We start from the raw sequence: 15,302 nt of genomic DNA, 5'->3' as shown, positions 1-15,302 counted from the left end.
GTTCTGCTCCTTACAGTGCCAGTTCGCTATTCAGTACCAGCGCCAGCAGGGCCTGGCGGGCATAGATGCCGTTGCCGGCCTGCTGGAAATACCAGGCGTGCGGCGTGCTGTCGACATCGGTGGTGATCTCATCAATGCGCGGCAGCGGATGCAGCACCTTCATGTTATCGCGCGCACCGGCCAGGTCGGCCGCCCGCAGGATGAACTGCGCTTTCACGTTGGCATACTCTGAGGGATCGAGACGCTCTTTCTGTACGCGCGTCATGTAGAGAATATCCAGCTCCGGCATCACTTCTTCGATGCTGTCGTGGCGCGACCAGGCAATGTTCTGTTCATCCAGCATATCGGTGATGTAGGACGGCATCGCCAGCGCATCCGGTGCGATGAAGTAGAAGCGGTTGCCGCTGAACTTCGCCAGCGCCTGGGTCAGCGAATGCACGGTGCGGCCATATTTCAGGTCGCCAACCATCGCCACGTTGAGGTTATCGAGGCGGCTCTGGGTTTCCCGGATGGTGAACAGATCGAGTAGCGTCTGCGTCGGGTGCTGGTTGGCGCCGTCACCGGCGTTAAGGATCGGCACGCCGCCCGAGAACTCCGTGGCCAGCCGCGCCGCCCCTTCCTGCGGATGGCGCATCACGATGGCATCCACATAGGTGCCAATCACCGAGATAGTATCGGCGAGGGTTTCCCCTTTCTTGCCCAGCGAAGTGTTGCTGCCGTCGGCAAATCCCACCACCGAGGCGCCCAGCCGGTGCATCGCGGTTTCAAACGACAGGCGGGTGCGCGTTGAAGCCTCAAAGAAGCAGCTGGCGATAACGTTGTGTTTCAGCAGCTCCGGCTGCGGATGGGCTTTCAGCTGGGCGGCGGTATGCAGCACCAGCTCCAGCTCATCGCGGTTGAGGTCGTTGATGGAAATAATGTGCTTGCGATATAGCGGGTTGGCCATAGCTCTCTCCTCTGCGCTGCCGGATTGCGGACAAAAAAAAGCCCCTTTACAGGGGCTTTCTGGCGATCGATGAATGACGGAAAGAAACAGGTGCGCCGCCTGCATTCAGGCGTACGGGAGCGGCAAATTGTGCGCTGCGCTGTTGCATGTTTCCTCCGGCAAATTGTGGCGCATTATACGCATTCACTGAGCCGCATCAAGCAGAAATCACGCGCGAGGTAAACGTTTGCGCCGTGCAGGCTTAGCGCTGGCTCAGCGTCGCCACCATCACCGCTTTAATGGTGTGCATGCGATTTTCCGCCTGGTCAAACACCACGCTATGGTCGGATTCAAACACCTCGTTGCTGACTTCCATGCCGTCGTGCAGGCCATACTGTTCGGCCATCTGCCGTCCGAGCGTGGTTTGGTCATCATGAAACGCGGGCAGGCAGTGCAGGAACTTCACCTGCGGATTGCCGGTCAGCGCCAGCATCGCGCTGTTCACCTGATAGGGACGCAGCAGGGCGATGCGCTCTTCCCACACCGATTTCGCTTCGCCCATCGATACCCAGACGTCGGTATAGATGAAATCAGCACCCTGCACGCCTTCGGCAATCTCTTCTGTCAGGGTGATTTTGCCGCCGGTGTGCTGCGCTGCCGCGCGGCACTGCGCCACCAGCTCCTCTTCTGGCCAGCAGCCTTTCGGCGCCACCAGCCGCAGGTCCAGCCCCACCAGCGCCGCCGCTTCCAGCATGCTGTTGCCCATGTTGTTGCGCGCATCGCCGACGTACACCAGCGTCATCTGGTTCAGTGCTTTGCCCGGCAGATGCTCCTGCATGGTCAGCAGGTCAGCCAGCAGCTGCGTCGGATGGAACTCGGTGGTCAGGCCGTTCCACACCGGCACGCCGGCATATTCGGCCAGCGTCTCTACCAGCGCCTGACCGTAGCCGCGATACTGAATGCCGTCATACATGCGTCCCAGTACGCGCGCGGTGTCTTTCATCGACTCTTTATGGCCGATCTGGCTGCCACTCGGACCGAGATAGGTGACGTTAGCGCCCTGATCGTAGGCGGCAACTTCGAAAGAGCATCGGGTACGGGTCGAGTCTTTTTCGAAGATGAGCGCGATGTTTTTGCCTTTCAGGTACTGGGTTTCGCTGGCGTTTTTCTTTGCCTGTTTTAATTCACTGGCGAGTGATAACAAACCGGTGATTTCGGCTGGGGTGAAATCCAGCAATCTCAGGAAATGTCTCGAATACAGCTGACTCATACTGCGCTCCGCATTACATCAATAATGAATTAAAATTCAATCTAACCGTATGAATATGCATTTTCAACCCCAGCGATAAGAAACTTTCTGTTTTGTGTAGTGGCGCGCGAGGCAGTGTGGGAAAATAATTGCATTCACTGCCACCATTTTGAGGACACGCCCATGGCATACGAAGCATTGCTGGAAGAACAGCGCGAAGAGACGCGCCTGATCATTGAAGAGTTGCTGGAAGACGGCAGCGATCCGGATGCGCTTTACACCATCGAGCATCATCTCTCCTGCAACAACTTCGACTCGCTGGAGAAAGCCGCGGTTGACGCTTTCAAGCTGGGCTATGAAGTCACCGAGCCGGAAGAGCTGGAGCTGGAAGACGGCAGCACCGTGATGTGCGTCGACATCCTGAGCGAATCGGCGCTGAAGCCGGAACTGATTGACGCGCAGGTCGAGCAGCTGGTGAATCTGGTCGGGAAATACAACGTCGATTACGACGGCTGGGGCACCTACTTTGAAGATCCGGATGCCGAAGATGAAGACGACGGCGAAGAGATCGACGACGAAGACGATGACGGTGTGCGTCACTAAGCCCTGACGGGCGGCACGTGCCGCCCGGTAATTTTCCTGCCAGCAAAGAACCTCCGATGAATTACGCTTCGCTATTAGACCCCATTCACCAGTTTTTACAGTGCCGCACGCCGCAGGCGTGGATTGATGAAGCGCGCAAGCCGGAAAATCTCACGCTGCTGCTTACCGATCACATGGTATGCGAGTTGAAAGCGGCGCAGACCGCGGTGTGGCTGATTCGCAAATACGTCGCGGATAAACCCAGTGGCGACGCGATTCTGGCGTGGCTGCAGCCGTACGAAGATTTTATTTTCGGCGAGAATCACGACAGCGATTTTATCAATGCCCACAAGAATCTCAGCAAAAGCATCATTGTGCGCAATGAACTGCCGTGGGCTGATGAGATGGTGGAAAAGATGGTGCTGCTGATCAAAGAGGAGCTGCACCACTTTTATCAGGTGTGGGAAATCATGCAGGCGCGCGGTTTGCCCTATCGTAAGATCACCGCCAGCCGCTACGCCAAAGGGCTGCTGCGTGAAGTGACCACCCATGAACCGGATACGCTGGTGGATAAACTGATTTGCGGGGCGTATATCGAAGCGCGTTCCTGCGAGCGCTTCGCCAGCCTGGCGCCGTATCTGGATGCGCAGCTGGAGAAGTTTTACATCTCGCTGCTGCGTTCCGAAGCGCGCCACTATCAGGATTACCTGACGCTGGCGGCACAGATTTCACCGAAGGATATCGCGCCGCGCGTGCGGGCGATCGGGGCAGCGGAAGCGCGCTTGATCAGCGAGCCGGACGCTGAGCTGCGCTTTCACAGCGGCGTGCCGGCGTTTTGATTTGGTGCGCGCGGCGAAACTTCCTGACCCAGCCTTGAGGCGTTGTCTTACTACCCTCTTTAGCTTCGCATACCTTCTGTGTAAAGACGCTGGGGGTAGTAATTAAGCAGTGAGTCATTAAGGGCTTATAAATACCATGGAAGCAGGAATGAATTTGCCCGATCAGATCTTCGCGGCGCGCTGATGGCCCCAGGTCAGGTAGTAGACATCATAAAAATCCACTTCTCCTTTCTGCTGCATCAGGCGATCGATGCCGCTGCGCACGCGCTCGGGCGTGCCTGGATTCTCAAGGATCTTGTCCAGCGCCTGCTGTGAGACCGGCTGCACGTAATACCACTCGCCGTTGTAGCACACGCGCAGATCCAGCGTATCGATGTCCTCGAAGCGGTATTTCGGGTTGATGTCCAGCAACATCAGAAAACTCATCACCAGCACGAACACCGTGGCGAACCAGAAGGCCGGCCAGCCGAGCATCTCAGTCGAGAAAATCAGCGCCACGCACAGGCCGTAGCACAGGTACATCACGCCCCACAGCCCCGGATGGGTTTTCAGGAAGTTAAAGCTAAAACGCGGCAGATTATCGCGCCGCTCTTCGCGGTTGAGCGTGTCGATTTCATCGATCAGAATTTGTTTAATCGCGTCCATTATTCACCTCTGAATATCACTGCCTGCCAGTAAACCACATAACAGTGAAGGGCGGCAGAGACAGATCAGCGGTGTTTTTTTATAACAGTTTTCCGCAACGCATCAGCTCACCTGCCCGACAATCTGCAGATTGGCATCGTCCGGTACCTCGTTATACGACAGCACATTCAGCCCGCTGGCGAACAGCCGGGCGTAGCGCGCAATCAGCGGCCGCAGCTGCGGCGTCACCAGCAGCACCTGCGTCAGGTTCTGCGCTTTCAGCTGCTCCATCATCACCGGCAGCGTGCTCTGCAGCTGGGTGAGAATGTTAGGGTCGACCGGGAAACTGTCCAGCGCCACTTTGCCGCCCTGCTGCGCCTGATTGAGCGCTGCCAGCAGCAGGTTTTCCAGGCTGTTATCCAGCGTATAGGCCGACAGCGGTTTGTTGTCCGGCGCAATCGCCGCCACCATGGCGCGGCGCAGCGCATAACGCACGTCGGAGGTCAGCAGGATCGGATCTTTGGTGATCGCCACGCTCTCCAGCAGCGTGGTGGCGATGGTCGTGATGTCCTTGAGCGATACCTGATCGTTGAGCAGCAGACGATACACCTTGAGCTGCAGACTGTAGTTCACTGCCGCGTTGAGATCCTCCGACAGCTTCGGTGCCACGCTCGCCAGCCGCTGATGCAGCTGAGTAATATCATCGTAGTTGAACAGCTCCGGCAGGTTTTCGCGCACCACTTTGTTGACGTGCGTGGCCACCACGCTGGCGCAGTCGACTACCTGATAACCCAGATTCAGCGCTTTGGCTTTCTGCTCCGGCAGGATCCAGGTCACCGCCATACCGTACGCGGGATCGGTATCCAGCAGGCCGTCGATCTCACCGTACTGATCCGGCGTCGGCAGCGCCATCAGGCGGTCGGCGTGCACTTCACCCACCGCGGTGCGAACGCCGTTGATCTTGATGGCGTACTGCGACGGCTTTAAGTGGAAATCTTCACGCAGGGCGATCTCCGGCAGCAGCACGCCGCTGGTTTCCGACACCACCTGGCGCACGCCGCGCATACGCTGGGTCAGCGGCGCGCCTTTGCCTTTGTCCACCAGCGTGACCAGCTTGTAGCCCAGGTTAAGGCCGATGGGCTCGACCAGCGGAATATTGTCCCAGCTGATGGTCGGCTGTTCGTCCGGCTGCGCCAGCGCCTGATTGATCGCTTCCATGTCGACATGGCTTTGCGTCGGCTTCTGCACCACGCGGCTCTGGCGCCACGCGGCGAACAGCAGCAGGGCGGTGAAGACGAGGAACACCATGTGCGGCATGCCCGGCACAATCGCCAGCACAAACATCACGCCTGCGGCGGTATACAGCGTGGCCGGTTTCGCCAGCAGCTGCGACTTCACTTCCTCGCCCATGTCAGCGCCGTCGCTGATGCGCGTCACGATGATCGCCGCCGCCGTCGACAGCAACAGCGACGGGATCTGCGCCACCAGACCGTCACCGATGGTCAGCAGCACATACTGTTCGAACGCCTGGCCGGCCGGTAAACCGTGTTTGAAAACGCCGATCAGGATGCCGCCCAGCACGTTGATCAGCAGGATCATGATGCCGGCGACGGCGTCACCGCGCACAAACTTGGAGGCACCGTCCATCGCGCCGTAGAAGTCCGCCTCGTTGGCCACATCCTGACGCCGCACGCGCGCCTGTTCCTGATTGATCAGCCCGGCGTTGAGATCGGCGTCGATCGCCATCTGTTTGCCCGGCAGCGCGTCGAGGGTAAAGCGCGCCGACACTTCAGAAATACGCTCGGCCCCTTTGGTCACCACCACAAAGTTGATGATCATCAGGATGACGAACACCACGAAGCCGACCACAAAGTTGCCACCAATCACCACGTTACCGAAGGCTTCAATTACCTTACCGGCCGCACCCGCACCGTCATGACCGTTCAGCAGCACCACGCGCGTCGAGGCGACGTTGAGCGTCAGACGCATCAGCGTGGTGACCAGCAGAATGGTCGGGAAGATGGAGAAATCCAGCGGGCGTTTACTGTTCACGCTCGCCAGCAGCACCATAATCGCCAGCACGATGTTGAAGGTGAACAGCACGTCCAGCACGATCGGCGGCAGCGGCAGAATCACCATCGCCAGTACGCACAGCAGCAGCACCGGCACGCCGATGTGCGCCTGGCGTAATAGCTGGCTGAACTGGCGCGGTTTAAGTTGGCTCATGAGCTTTCATTACCTCGTTCAGGTTCGGCAGCTGGGTATCCAGCCGCGGTTTCTCGCCCTCGCCGTTACGCCACGCCTGCAGCTGCATGACATAGGTCAGCACCTGGGCGATCGGGCGGAACAGGCTGGCAGGAATCTGTTGGTTGACGCGGGTGCTGTGGTAAACCGCGCGTGCCAGTGGGGGAAACTCCACCACATCGACCTTGTGTTTACCCGCCACGCTGCGGATATACAGCGCCACGTCATCGACGCCTTTCGCCACGATATAGGGCGCCGGCGCTTTTTTCGGGTCATACTTCAGCGCCACAGCAAAGTGGGTCGGGTTAGTGATCACCACGTCGGCCTGCGGCACCTGCTTGTTAATCTGGCCCAGTGCCATCTGACGCTGCAGGCTGCGAATACGTCCTTTTACCTGCGGGTTGCCTTCATTGTTTTTATGCTCATCGCGCACCTCTTTTTTGGTCATCTTCATCTTTTTGGTGAAGAAGAATTTGGTCAGCGGCACGTCGACCAGCGCAAACAGCGCGATGGTCAGCACGAACAGGCGCATCATCGATTCATACAGCCCGAGCCCCTGGGTGATGGCATCGCGCAGAAACAGGCCCTGCAGGTTCATCATCTCCACCAGGTTGCCTTTGATGGTGCTCCACAGCAGCGCCAGCAGCACCAGACATTTGGCGATCATCTTCAGCACGTCGACATAGTGCTGCATCGAGAACATGCGTTTCGCACCGCTGATTGGGTTGAGCTTTTTCAGATCCGGCTTGATGCGCGTAGGCACGAAAATCCAGCCGCCCGGCACCAGCGTGGAGACGGCTGCCGCGAACGGGATGGGGATCAGCGTGGCGATAAACTTCAGGATGATGAGCACCTGCGTCAGCATGAACTGGTGCAGCGCGCCGTCATCGTGGATGCGGTCCGCCATCTGACGCACCGCGATAAACGACGCCTGAATCAGCTCACGGTAATAAGGGAAAAATATGCCGAGCATGATCAGCGCCATGATCAGGCTCACCGCCAGATTCACCTCTTTGGAACGCGGAATATCGCCCTTTTTACGCGCCTTGCTCAGCTTGCCCGCGCTGGGTTTTTCGCTCTTATCGCCGCTGCCGGACATCAGTTATTCCTCATCAATCAACGGTTACGCAGGGTGCAGATTAATGCGCGCCGCGCCGGGCGGTCGCCATTAATGGCGACCCTACAGCGTACGTGCCTGTCGGCGTGCGCACCGTGTTGCGCCGGGCGGTCGCCATTAATGGCGACCCTACAGCATGCGCGCCTGCCGGCATGCTCCCCGTAGGGTGCGCATTGATGCGCACCTGCGTTCATCGCATCTTCTCCAGCATCGCCAGCACCTGGTTGGTGAGCTCCAGGTAGTGGCTGCCGACGTTGCCGATCAGCAGCGTGAAGCAGAACAGGCCAAACAGCATGCTGATCGGGAAGCCCAGCGCGAACAGGTTGAGCGTCGGCGACACGCGGTTGAGCAGGCCGAACACGCCCTGCACCAGCATCATGATCACCACCGTTGGCATCGCCAGCAGCAGCGCGCCGCTGAAGATCCAGCCGACGCCGCCGGTCAGGGTGCGCAGCGAAACCTCATTGATCGCCTGGCCAATCGGCCAGTAGCTGAAGCCGGTATAGAGAATGGTCAGCAGCAGCAGATGACCGTCCATGCTGAAGAACAGCAGGCCAGCCCAGATATAAATGATCTGTGAGATCACCATGGTCGAACTGCCGCTGGCGGGATCGTTCATCACCGCCATACCCAGCCCCATGTTCATCGACAGAATATTGCCGGCGGTTTGCAGCGCCCAGAACGTCCACCACAGCATCTGACCAAACAGCAGGCCCCACAGCAGCTGCTCGCCGGTGAGAATCAGGCTCTGCACCGACATCAGCCCGTTCAGCACCACGTTGTGCGTCAGCATCGGCGTCATCACCATGCTGAGCAGCAGCGCCAGGCCGATTTTGGCTTTGCGCGTAAAAGCGCGGTTATCCAGCAGCGGGCAGAAGTGCAGAAAGGCGAGGATGCGCACAAACGGCAGCCACAGCGCAAACAGCGGCTGGATCAGGTCGTTGATGGCGATTCCCATCGTCAGCCGACCAGCTGCGCGGCCTGCTGAAAGATCAGCTGGGTAAAATCAATCAGCTGCGTCAGCATCCATTTACCGGCAAACACCAGCACCAGCAGCGTCATGATCAGGCGCGGCAAAAAGCTCAGCGTCTGCTCGTTAATCTGCGTGGTGGCCTGGAAAATACTCACCAGCAGGCCGGTGAGCAGGCTGGGAATGATCGCGACCGCGGAGATCAGCAGCACCAGCTTCAGACCCTGCGCCAGGATGTCACCGGCGACGTCAATGCTCATCATAAGCCGAGCCCCTGCACGCTTTGCGTCAGCGTGCCGACAATCAGCGACCAGCCGTCACACAGCACAAACAGAATCAGTTTGAACGGCAGCGACACAATCAACGGCGACAGCATCATCATGCCCATCGCCATCAGAATGCTGGCGACAATCAGGTCGATCACCAGGAACGGGATGTAGATCATGAAGCCGATCTTAAACGCGGTTTTCAGCTCGCTCAGCACGAAGGCGGGCGCAATGATGGTGAGATCCTGCGCTTCCGGTTCGCCGCTGGCGTTGGCGATGGTCATGATCTGTGCCAGCGAGGTGCTGTGCGTCTGCGACAGCATAAACTTCTTCAGCGGCACCTGGCCGGTGGTCAGCGCCTGCTTCAGGCTGATCTCATCGTTCTGATACGGCACCACCGCGTTGTCGTAAACATTCAGCCACACCGGGCGCATCACCAGCAGCGTCAGCACCAGCGCGATACCGGTCAGTACCTTGTTCGGCGGGCTCTGCTGCAGGCCGATCGCCTGACGCAGCAGCGCCAGCACGATGATAAAACGGGTAAAGCAGGTCATCATCAGCAGCATGATCGGCAGCAGGCCAAGCAGCGTCATCAGAATCAGGATTTCAACTTTCACGCTGTAGTCCTGGCTGCCGTTAGCGCCAGGCACCGCAGAAAACAGCGGCAGTCCCTGCTGTTCCGCCAGCGCCAGTGACGGCACCAGCAGCAGGCCAGCCAGTGCCAGCCCGCCTGTTAACCCACCGGATAGGCGCTTCATGATTAACCCGCCAGTTCGCTGAGGTCGCTGTTGTTGAACTCAATCAGGCGCAGGCCGTATTTGTCGTTCAGCACCACCACTTCGGCTTTACCAAACAGGATGCCGTTGACTTTGACGTCCAGCGGCTCGCCGGCCAGCTTGTCCAGTTCGATCACCGAGTCGTTGCCCACGCCAATCAGATCGGCAAGGGAAATCTCCACCGACGCCACTTCCAGCGTCAGGGTGACCGGAATGCGGCTAAACAGCGCCAGGTTACGCGGCGCATCGCGCGTGACCGCCGGTGCCGCGTCGGCGACCTCGGTCGCAGGCTGGTTTTCCAGGGAGAAATCAAGGTCCAGCGCATCGGCTAAATCGTTTAAATCGCTCATATTATTCACTCGTACGGTCACTGAATTCGGAGAAAAAGAGTTTGCCGCGCTCTTCGCAGATCACGGCGCTGAACAGCGGCTGATCGCCGACCAGCAACGGAATGCGATCGTTCATGGCGAAGGTCAGCACATCGTTGGGTTTCAGGCGCGCCAGGTCGGCGACGGTCAGCGGCAGCGTGGCCAGACGCCCGCGCAGGCGCACCGGCAGCTGTTTGAAACTGTGTGCGCCGCTGGTCAGCGGGGCGCTGCGACTGGCATCCGCGGGCTGGCGCAGGCTGCTGAGCAGGCGGTCAACGTGCGCAGCATCCAGCAGCAGCGAGAAATTGCCGTTGCTGTAACCGTCGAGAAAGAAATCGACGCGATAGGACCACTGGGTCAATAGCGAAGCCGGGTCGGGTTTTATCGTCAGCGGTTCGCCGAACAGCTCGTCGCCACAAATTAAATGCAGCAGCTCGCTGGCCAGTTTATTTTGCAGTCGCTCTTCGGTTTTGGTGACGGGAAAATTATCCGCCACCATCTCATGCTGATCGTCACGCGATAAGCCGTAATAGTCGTGCAGTATATTCAGCAGCAGCGTGCGATCGAGGCGAAAAGCCAGATTGCCCAGCTCGGTACTGAATATCGTGGCCTGCTTAACTGCACAGTCCATCTGAAATTGCATATCGCGCAGGCTGACATCGACGCGAAACTTCTTCAGGAAATAGATGCTCAGTTTGGCATCTAAGCGATCGCTGTTGTCTTTAAATACTTTCGGCACCTTATGATAAGGCCGCCCCAGTTTATTGACTTCCAGCTTCATCAGCTCTGGCTGATTGTCTGGCGTGTAAATTCGTACCCGATTTGATTTCGTACGCATAATGATGCTTTCGCCTGTCAGGACTCAATTTATCAATTCATTGTTGAATGTCATCCCGTGCAAGAAATTTCCCGTTTAAGCTTCGTTGCATTTCACTGCATCAAACCGTTTAGGAATCTTCTAACTAAATTGGCCGGAATGTTTTCTCTGGCGCAAATTAAAGCTTTTTGCGCACATTAAAACAAGGCGCTTAAATTTATTAATCTATTAATTTAAACCGGTGAAAAACATTAATTAAATTTGTCAACTGTATGATTTTAATGGATTAATGTTTTAATACTGTGAAGCCGCTAGCTAAGAATTGTCTTATGCGTATACTCAGCGCACATCACAGGCGGAAGCAACATTTTGACACCCTCATCCGGCGAAACTTAGGCCGATTCTTAATAGCGAAGTGTCTGGCTTTCACCTTAAACCACCGCATAACTCTAAATGCGTAATAAGACAGGTCTTTCACAAAATAAAGACTGTGTGCTTAAAGGTCTCCAGGATACTTTCAATATGAATATGGTTGATACGATGCAGAAGAATCAGGATGAACGCTTTATTGCCCAGGCAGAATCGAGTGTAAATCTGTTCGCACTGGCGCAGCGTGTAGCAAAATTCAACGTGCCGGTGTTAATCACCGGTGAAACCGGTACCGGCAAAGAGTGTGTGGCAAAATACATTCATCAGCAGGCCTTTGGCGAGGCGGCACCTTATGTCGGCGTCAATTGCGCGGCGATTCCGGAAAATATGCTGGAAGCCATTCTCTTCGGTTACGAAAAAGGCGCATTTACCGGCGCGGTCTCCAGCCAGCCAGGCAAATTTGAGCTGGCGAACGGCGGCACCTTATTACTGGATGAAATTGGTGATATGCCGCTGGCGCTGCAGGTGAAATTACTGCGTGTGCTGCAGGAGCAGGAAGTTGAGCGCCTCGGCAGCCATAAAAAGATTCCGCTCGATATTCGTTTAATTGCCTCGACCAATAAAGATCTGGAAGTGGAGATCGCCGAAGGGCGTTTCCGTCAGGACCTGTTTTACCGCCTGGCGGTGGTGCCGATGCACATTGCGCCGCTGCGTGAGCGCACCGCCGATATCCTGCCGCTGGCCGAACGCTTCATCGAAAAATATCAGGGCTTTGTTAAGCATCGTCCGCGCATTACTGAATGCGGGCGCCGTGCGCTGCAAAGCTATGCCTGGCCGGGTAACGTGCGTGAGCTGGAAAACATTATGCAGCGCGGCCTGATCATGTGCGCCGACGGCGACCTGCACGCCGGCTGCTTCAATCTGAAAAGCCACACCACGCTGCTGCCGGAAGTGATGCTGCCGCAGGTGGACGCCGCCAACGCTGACGAGAGCCAGATCAAGAGCCACGGGCGTCGCGCAGAGTCGCAGTACATTCTTGACCTTTTGAAACGACACCAGGGAAACAAATCCAAAACCGCCGAGTTTCTTGGCATCACTCCACGCGCGCTGCGCTATCGACTGGCATCGATGCGCGAGCAGGGCTTTGACCTCGGCTGCGCCTCCTGAAGAGAACACTGCAATGATAGACAAACTTCCCGCCATCGGCGTGCAGGGGCAGATGCTGGCCGAGATGCAGCGGATGCAGATGCAGGCGCAGAGCCCGGCAATTGCCCCCGCGCAACAGCAGGCTTCACTCAGCACGCCGGACTTCTCCGACGTGCTGGACGGCGCCATTAATCACGTCGATCGCCAGCAGCATGTGGCGTCGCAAAAGCAAAAAGCCATTGATATGGGCCTGAGCGATGACCTGAGCGGCGCAATGATTGAGAGCCAGAAAGCCAGCGTGGCGTTCTCCGCGCTGATGCAGGTGCGCAACAAGCTGCAGCAAGGCTTCGATGAAGTCATCAACAGTCCACTTTAAGGGGTAACGCGTGTTAGCGAAATTACAGGCGCTGTGGCCGGAAAATCCGACCGCCGTGGCAAAAAAGTGGCTGCTGCCGGCGGCAATTGCGGCGGTGATTACCGCAGTGATCGTCGCGCTGCTGTGGCAGAGCAACAACCAGTGGACCGCGCTGTTTGGCTCGCAGGAGAACCTGCCGATGGCCGACGTGGTGGAAACCCTGAGCGGTGAAGGGCTGAGCTATCGCGTGGCACCGGACAGCGGTCTGGTGCTGGTGCGCGAAGGCGATCTGCCGCAGGCGCGCATGGCGCTGGCGGCGAAAGGCATCCGCGCACAGTCGCCGGGCGGCTACGAGCTGATGGATAAAGAGGAGATGCTCGGCAGCAGCCAGTTCATTCAGAACGTGCGTCTGCGCCGCAGCATGGAAGGCGAGCTGGCGCAGAGCATCATGGCGCTCGACAGCATCGACTACGCCCGCGTGCACCTTGGCATCAGCGAAACCAGCTCCTTCGTACTCTCCAATAAACCCAACAGTACGGCCTCTGTGGTGCTGCGCCTCAAATACGGCCGCCAGCTGAGCGATGAGCAGGTCGGCGCGATTGTCAGCCTGGTGGCGAGCAGCGTGCCGGGCATGCAGCCGGAGCAGGTCAGCGTGGTCGATCAACAGGGTGCGCTGCTGTCCGCCAACATTGCCGACCAGCTGAAAGGGCGTCCGGGTCTGCGCAGCAGCGGTGAGCTGGTACAGCAGATGCGTGAACAGGTGGAGCGGAATATCGCCAACCTGCTGGTGCCGGTACTGGGGCGTGAGAACTTCCGCGTCAGCGTGGTACCGCGCGTCGACTTCAGCCAGATCGAAGAGACGCAGGAGCGCTACATCAACGAACCGCGCTTGACCAGCGAACAGCTGGCACAGGACAACACCACCGAGCAGCTGGCGGTCGGCATTCCGGGCTCGCTCAGCAACCGGCCGGCCAACGCGCCGCCGCAGAACAACGCGCAGCCGCAGATGTCGACGCGCAATCAGGCGCAGCGCCAGTTCAGCTGGGATCGCGATGTGCGGCATATCAAACATCAGGGCTTTGCCGTGCAGAAGCTCACCGTGGCGGTGGTGCTGAACCAGAACGCAGCGGCCGTGCAGGGCTGGACTGGCGACAATCAGGCGCAAATCAACACGCTGCTGACCAAAGCCGCCGGCATTGACAGCCAGCGCGGCGACGAACTGAGCCTCGCGCTGCTGGCCTTTACGCAACCGGCCGAGGTACAGCCGGACGTGCTGGCGTGGTGGGAGCGTGACAGCACGCTGCTGTGGGCGGAGCGCGGCGGCATCGGCCTGCTGGCGCTGCTGGTGATTCTGTTTGGTCTGCTGCCAATGATGCGCCGCGTGGCGCGCCAGCCGCAGGAGGCTGAGCCGGTCGCTGAGACACTGCCGGTACTGGCCGACGCGCCAGCGGAAGGGGAAGAAGACGCGCCAGCGCTGCCGGGCACCAGCTTCGGCACCGACGATAACTTACCGCCGCAGGGCTCCGGCCTCGAAACCAAAATCAACTACCTCCAGACGCTGGCGCAAAGCGAAACCGATCGCGTAGCCGAAGTGTTGAAACAATGGATCAGCAGCAATGAGCGAAGCAGCAGAAAGTAAAACCAGCAAAAGCAGCGACTCCAGCAAGGTGCGCTCACGCCTCGAACAGGCTGCCATCGTGCTGCTGAGCATTGGCGAAGAGGCGGCGGCACAGGTGATGAGCAAGATGAGCCGTGAAGAGGTGCTGCGCCTGTCGGAAACCATGGCGCGCCTGCACGGCGTCAAGCTGACGCACGCCCGCCTGGCGATGAACAACTTTTTTCAGGAGTACCGCGAGCAGAGCGGCATCAACGGCGCTTCGCGCAGCTACCTGCGCAATATTCTCGAGCGCGCGCTGGGCGGCGAAATTGCCCGCAGTGTGATCAACGGCATCTACGGCGACGAGATCCGTCACCGCATGGCGCGCCTGCAGTGGGTCGATACGCCGCAGCTGGCGGCGATGATTGCCCAGGAGCATCTGCAATTGCAGGCGGTATTCCTTGCCTTCCTGCCGCCGGACGTCGCCGCAGGCGTGCTGGCACAGCTTGATGAGTCGCGCCAGGACGAAATTCTGTACCGCGTGGCGCGCCTCGATGACATCAACCGTGACGTGGTTGACGAGCTGGACCGCTTGATCGATCGCGGCGTGGCGGTGCTGTCCGAGCACGGATCCAAAGTGCAGGGCATCCGCCAGGCGGCCAACATCGTCAATCGCATCAGCGGCAACCAGCAGTCGCTGCTGGCGCAGCTGGAGATGCGCGATGAGACGGTGGTCGATGAGCTGAAAAGCGAGATGTACGAATTCTTTATCCTCAGCCGTCAGAACACCGCGGTGCTGCAGCGTCTGCTGGAAGAGGTGCCGATGGAGCAGTGGGCGGTGGCGCTGAAGGGCACCGAACCGGTGCTGCGCCAGGCAGTTTACGATGCGATGCCGCGCCGTCAGGTGCAGCTGCTGCAGAACACCACCTCGCGTCTGGGCCCGGTGCCGATCAGCCGCATCGAACAGGTGCGCAAAGAGATCATGACGCGGGTGCGCGAATTGGCCGAAGGCGGCGAGATCCAGATTCAGCTGTTTAGCGAACAGACGGTGGAGTAAG

The 15,302-nt window shown here is 58.5% G+C and carries 16 protein-coding genes; 6 read left to right on the top strand and 10 right to left on the bottom strand.

The annotated features are described in order from the left end of the window. Positions 1-10: 10 nt before the first annotated feature. Both pyrB and argF read right to left on the bottom strand, forming a co-directional pair. Entirely contained in the window at positions 11-946 is a 936-nt protein-coding gene (gene pyrB, locus F3J41_RS12560; RefSeq protein WP_058770675.1) for an aspartate carbamoyltransferase, read from the bottom strand. Positions 947-1,187: 241 nt separating this feature from the next. Beyond that, positions 1,188-2,195: an ornithine carbamoyltransferase gene (gene argF, locus F3J41_RS12555; protein WP_136545806.1), complete on the bottom strand. Its 1,008-nt coding sequence runs from the start codon at positions 2,193-2,195 to the stop codon at positions 1,188-1,190. A 162-nt stretch (positions 2,196-2,357) separates the two neighbouring features. Between argF and rraB the strand changes: the two genes are divergently transcribed. Together rraB and F3J41_RS12545 are read left to right on the top strand one after the other, a co-directional pair. Beyond that, positions 2,358-2,777 (top strand): ribonuclease E inhibitor RraB, encoded by a 420-nt coding sequence (gene rraB, locus F3J41_RS12550; RefSeq protein ID WP_010615961.1) that lies wholly within the window; start codon positions 2,358-2,360, stop codon positions 2,775-2,777. A 56-nt stretch (positions 2,778-2,833) separates the two neighbouring features. Then, positions 2,834-3,595, top strand: coding sequence for a tRNA-(ms[2]io[6]A)-hydroxylase (locus F3J41_RS12545; protein WP_088516037.1), 762 nt, complete (start codon positions 2,834-2,836; stop codon positions 3,593-3,595). Between the two features lie 162 nt (positions 3,596-3,757). Here F3J41_RS12545 and F3J41_RS12540 read toward each other — a convergent pair whose 3' ends face one another. From F3J41_RS12540 to F3J41_RS12505, 8 genes are all read right to left on the bottom strand, one after another. Further along, on the bottom strand, positions 3,758-4,240 hold the full coding sequence (locus F3J41_RS12540) for a YlaC family protein (protein ID WP_021507677.1): 483 nt from the start codon (positions 4,238-4,240) through the stop codon (positions 3,758-3,760). A 102-nt stretch (positions 4,241-4,342) separates the two neighbouring features. Then, positions 4,343-6,445 (bottom strand): flagellar biosynthesis protein FlhA, encoded by a 2,103-nt coding sequence (locus F3J41_RS12535; RefSeq protein ID WP_166711355.1) that lies wholly within the window; start codon positions 6,443-6,445, stop codon positions 4,343-4,345. Next, positions 6,432-7,565, bottom strand: coding sequence for a flagellar biosynthesis protein FlhB (flhB, locus tag F3J41_RS12530; RefSeq protein WP_166711493.1), 1,134 nt, complete (start codon positions 7,563-7,565; stop codon positions 6,432-6,434). Before flhB ends, F3J41_RS12535 begins: the two co-directional genes overlap by 14 nt. A 205-nt stretch (positions 7,566-7,770) precedes the next feature. After that, the gene (fliR, locus tag F3J41_RS12525) at positions 7,771-8,538 is read right to left on the bottom strand and encodes a flagellar biosynthetic protein FliR (protein ID WP_166711353.1); all 768 of its coding nucleotides are present in this window, start codon (positions 8,536-8,538) and stop codon (positions 7,771-7,773) included. Positions 8,539-8,540: 2 nt separating this feature from the next. Continuing rightward, positions 8,541-8,813: a flagellar biosynthesis protein FliQ gene (gene fliQ / locus F3J41_RS12520; RefSeq protein ID WP_166711352.1), complete on the bottom strand. Its 273-nt coding sequence runs from the start codon at positions 8,811-8,813 to the stop codon at positions 8,541-8,543. Further along, on the bottom strand, positions 8,810-9,574 hold the full coding sequence (fliP, locus tag F3J41_RS12515; protein WP_166711350.1) for a flagellar type III secretion system pore protein FliP: 765 nt from the start codon (positions 9,572-9,574) through the stop codon (positions 8,810-8,812). Before fliP ends, fliQ begins: the two co-directional genes overlap by 4 nt. A gap of 2 nt (positions 9,575-9,576) precedes the next feature. After that, a complete protein-coding gene (gene fliN / locus F3J41_RS12510; protein ID WP_166711348.1) occupies positions 9,577-9,942 on the bottom strand; it encodes a flagellar motor switch protein FliN in 366 nt (121 codons plus the stop codon). A 1-nt stretch (position 9,943) separates the two neighbouring features. Beyond that, a complete protein-coding gene (locus F3J41_RS12505) occupies positions 9,944-10,798 on the bottom strand; it encodes a FliM/FliN family flagellar motor switch protein (protein WP_211075195.1) in 855 nt (284 codons plus the stop codon). Between the two features lie 501 nt (positions 10,799-11,299). Here F3J41_RS12505 and F3J41_RS12500 point away from each other — a divergent pair. From F3J41_RS12500 to F3J41_RS12485, 4 genes are read left to right on the top strand one after another with little or no spacing between them, the layout of a single operon-like run. Continuing rightward, the gene (locus F3J41_RS12500; RefSeq protein WP_166711346.1) at positions 11,300-12,313 is read left to right on the top strand and encodes a sigma-54-dependent Fis family transcriptional regulator; all 1,014 of its coding nucleotides are present in this window, start codon (positions 11,300-11,302) and stop codon (positions 12,311-12,313) included. Between the two features lie 13 nt (positions 12,314-12,326). After that, complete coding sequence (locus F3J41_RS12495; RefSeq protein WP_166711344.1) at positions 12,327-12,668, top strand: flagellar hook-basal body complex protein FliE; 342 nt, start codon at positions 12,327-12,329, stop codon at positions 12,666-12,668. Between the two features lie 10 nt (positions 12,669-12,678). Further along, positions 12,679-14,286, top strand: coding sequence for a flagellar basal-body MS-ring/collar protein FliF (gene fliF / locus F3J41_RS12490; RefSeq protein ID WP_166711342.1), 1,608 nt, complete (start codon positions 12,679-12,681; stop codon positions 14,284-14,286). Then, positions 14,264-15,301 carry a flagellar motor switch protein FliG gene (locus F3J41_RS12485; RefSeq protein ID WP_166711340.1) on the top strand — a complete coding sequence of 346 codons (1,038 nt, stop codon included), beginning with the start codon at positions 14,264-14,266 and terminating at the stop codon, positions 15,299-15,301. The genes fliF and F3J41_RS12485 overlap by 23 nt, the downstream gene beginning before the upstream one ends. Position 15,302: the final 1 nt, after the last annotated feature.

This window comes from Pantoea sp. Ap-870, assembly GCF_011752515.1.
In the GTDB taxonomy this organism is placed as follows: domain Bacteria; phylum Pseudomonadota; class Gammaproteobacteria; order Enterobacterales; family Enterobacteriaceae; genus Pantoea; species Pantoea dispersa.
This window is presented reverse-complemented; position numbering and strand designations above follow the sequence as displayed.

Excerpts from the sequence above, each read along its gene's own strand:
- F3J41_RS12535 (WP_166711355.1), bottom strand. The coding sequence starts at position 6,445 with ATGAGCCAACTTAAACCGCGCCAGTTCAGCCAGCTATTACGCCAGGCG.
- F3J41_RS12545 (WP_088516037.1), top strand. The coding sequence starts at position 2,834 with ATGAATTACGCTTCGCTATTAGACCCCATTCACCAGTTTTTACAGTGC.
- F3J41_RS12495 (WP_166711344.1), top strand. The coding sequence starts at position 12,327 with ATGATAGACAAACTTCCCGCCATCGGCGTGCAGGGGCAGATGCTGGCC.
- rraB (WP_010615961.1), top strand. The coding sequence starts at position 2,358 with ATGGCATACGAAGCATTGCTGGAAGAACAGCGCGAAGAGACGCGCCTG.
- fliQ (WP_166711352.1), bottom strand. The coding sequence starts at position 8,813 with ATGATGAGCATTGACGTCGCCGGTGACATCCTGGCGCAGGGTCTGAAG.
- fliP (WP_166711350.1), bottom strand. The coding sequence starts at position 9,574 with ATGAAGCGCCTATCCGGTGGGTTAACAGGCGGGCTGGCACTGGCTGGC.
- pyrB (WP_058770675.1), bottom strand. The coding sequence starts at position 946 with ATGGCCAACCCGCTATATCGCAAGCACATTATTTCCATCAACGACCTC.
- F3J41_RS12505 (WP_211075195.1), bottom strand. The coding sequence starts at position 10,798 with ATGCGTACGAAATCAAATCGGGTACGAATTTACACGCCAGACAATCAG.
- fliR (WP_166711353.1), bottom strand. The coding sequence starts at position 8,538 with ATGGGAATCGCCATCAACGACCTGATCCAGCCGCTGTTTGCGCTGTGG.
- F3J41_RS12485 (WP_166711340.1), top strand. The coding sequence starts at position 14,264 with ATGAGCGAAGCAGCAGAAAGTAAAACCAGCAAAAGCAGCGACTCCAGC.
- F3J41_RS12500 (WP_166711346.1), top strand. The coding sequence starts at position 11,300 with ATGAATATGGTTGATACGATGCAGAAGAATCAGGATGAACGCTTTATT.
- F3J41_RS12540 (WP_021507677.1), bottom strand. The coding sequence starts at position 4,240 with ATGGACGCGATTAAACAAATTCTGATCGATGAAATCGACACGCTCAAC.
- argF (WP_136545806.1), bottom strand. The coding sequence starts at position 2,195 with ATGAGTCAGCTGTATTCGAGACATTTCCTGAGATTGCTGGATTTCACC.
- fliN (WP_166711348.1), bottom strand. The coding sequence starts at position 9,942 with ATGAGCGATTTAAACGATTTAGCCGATGCGCTGGACCTTGATTTCTCC.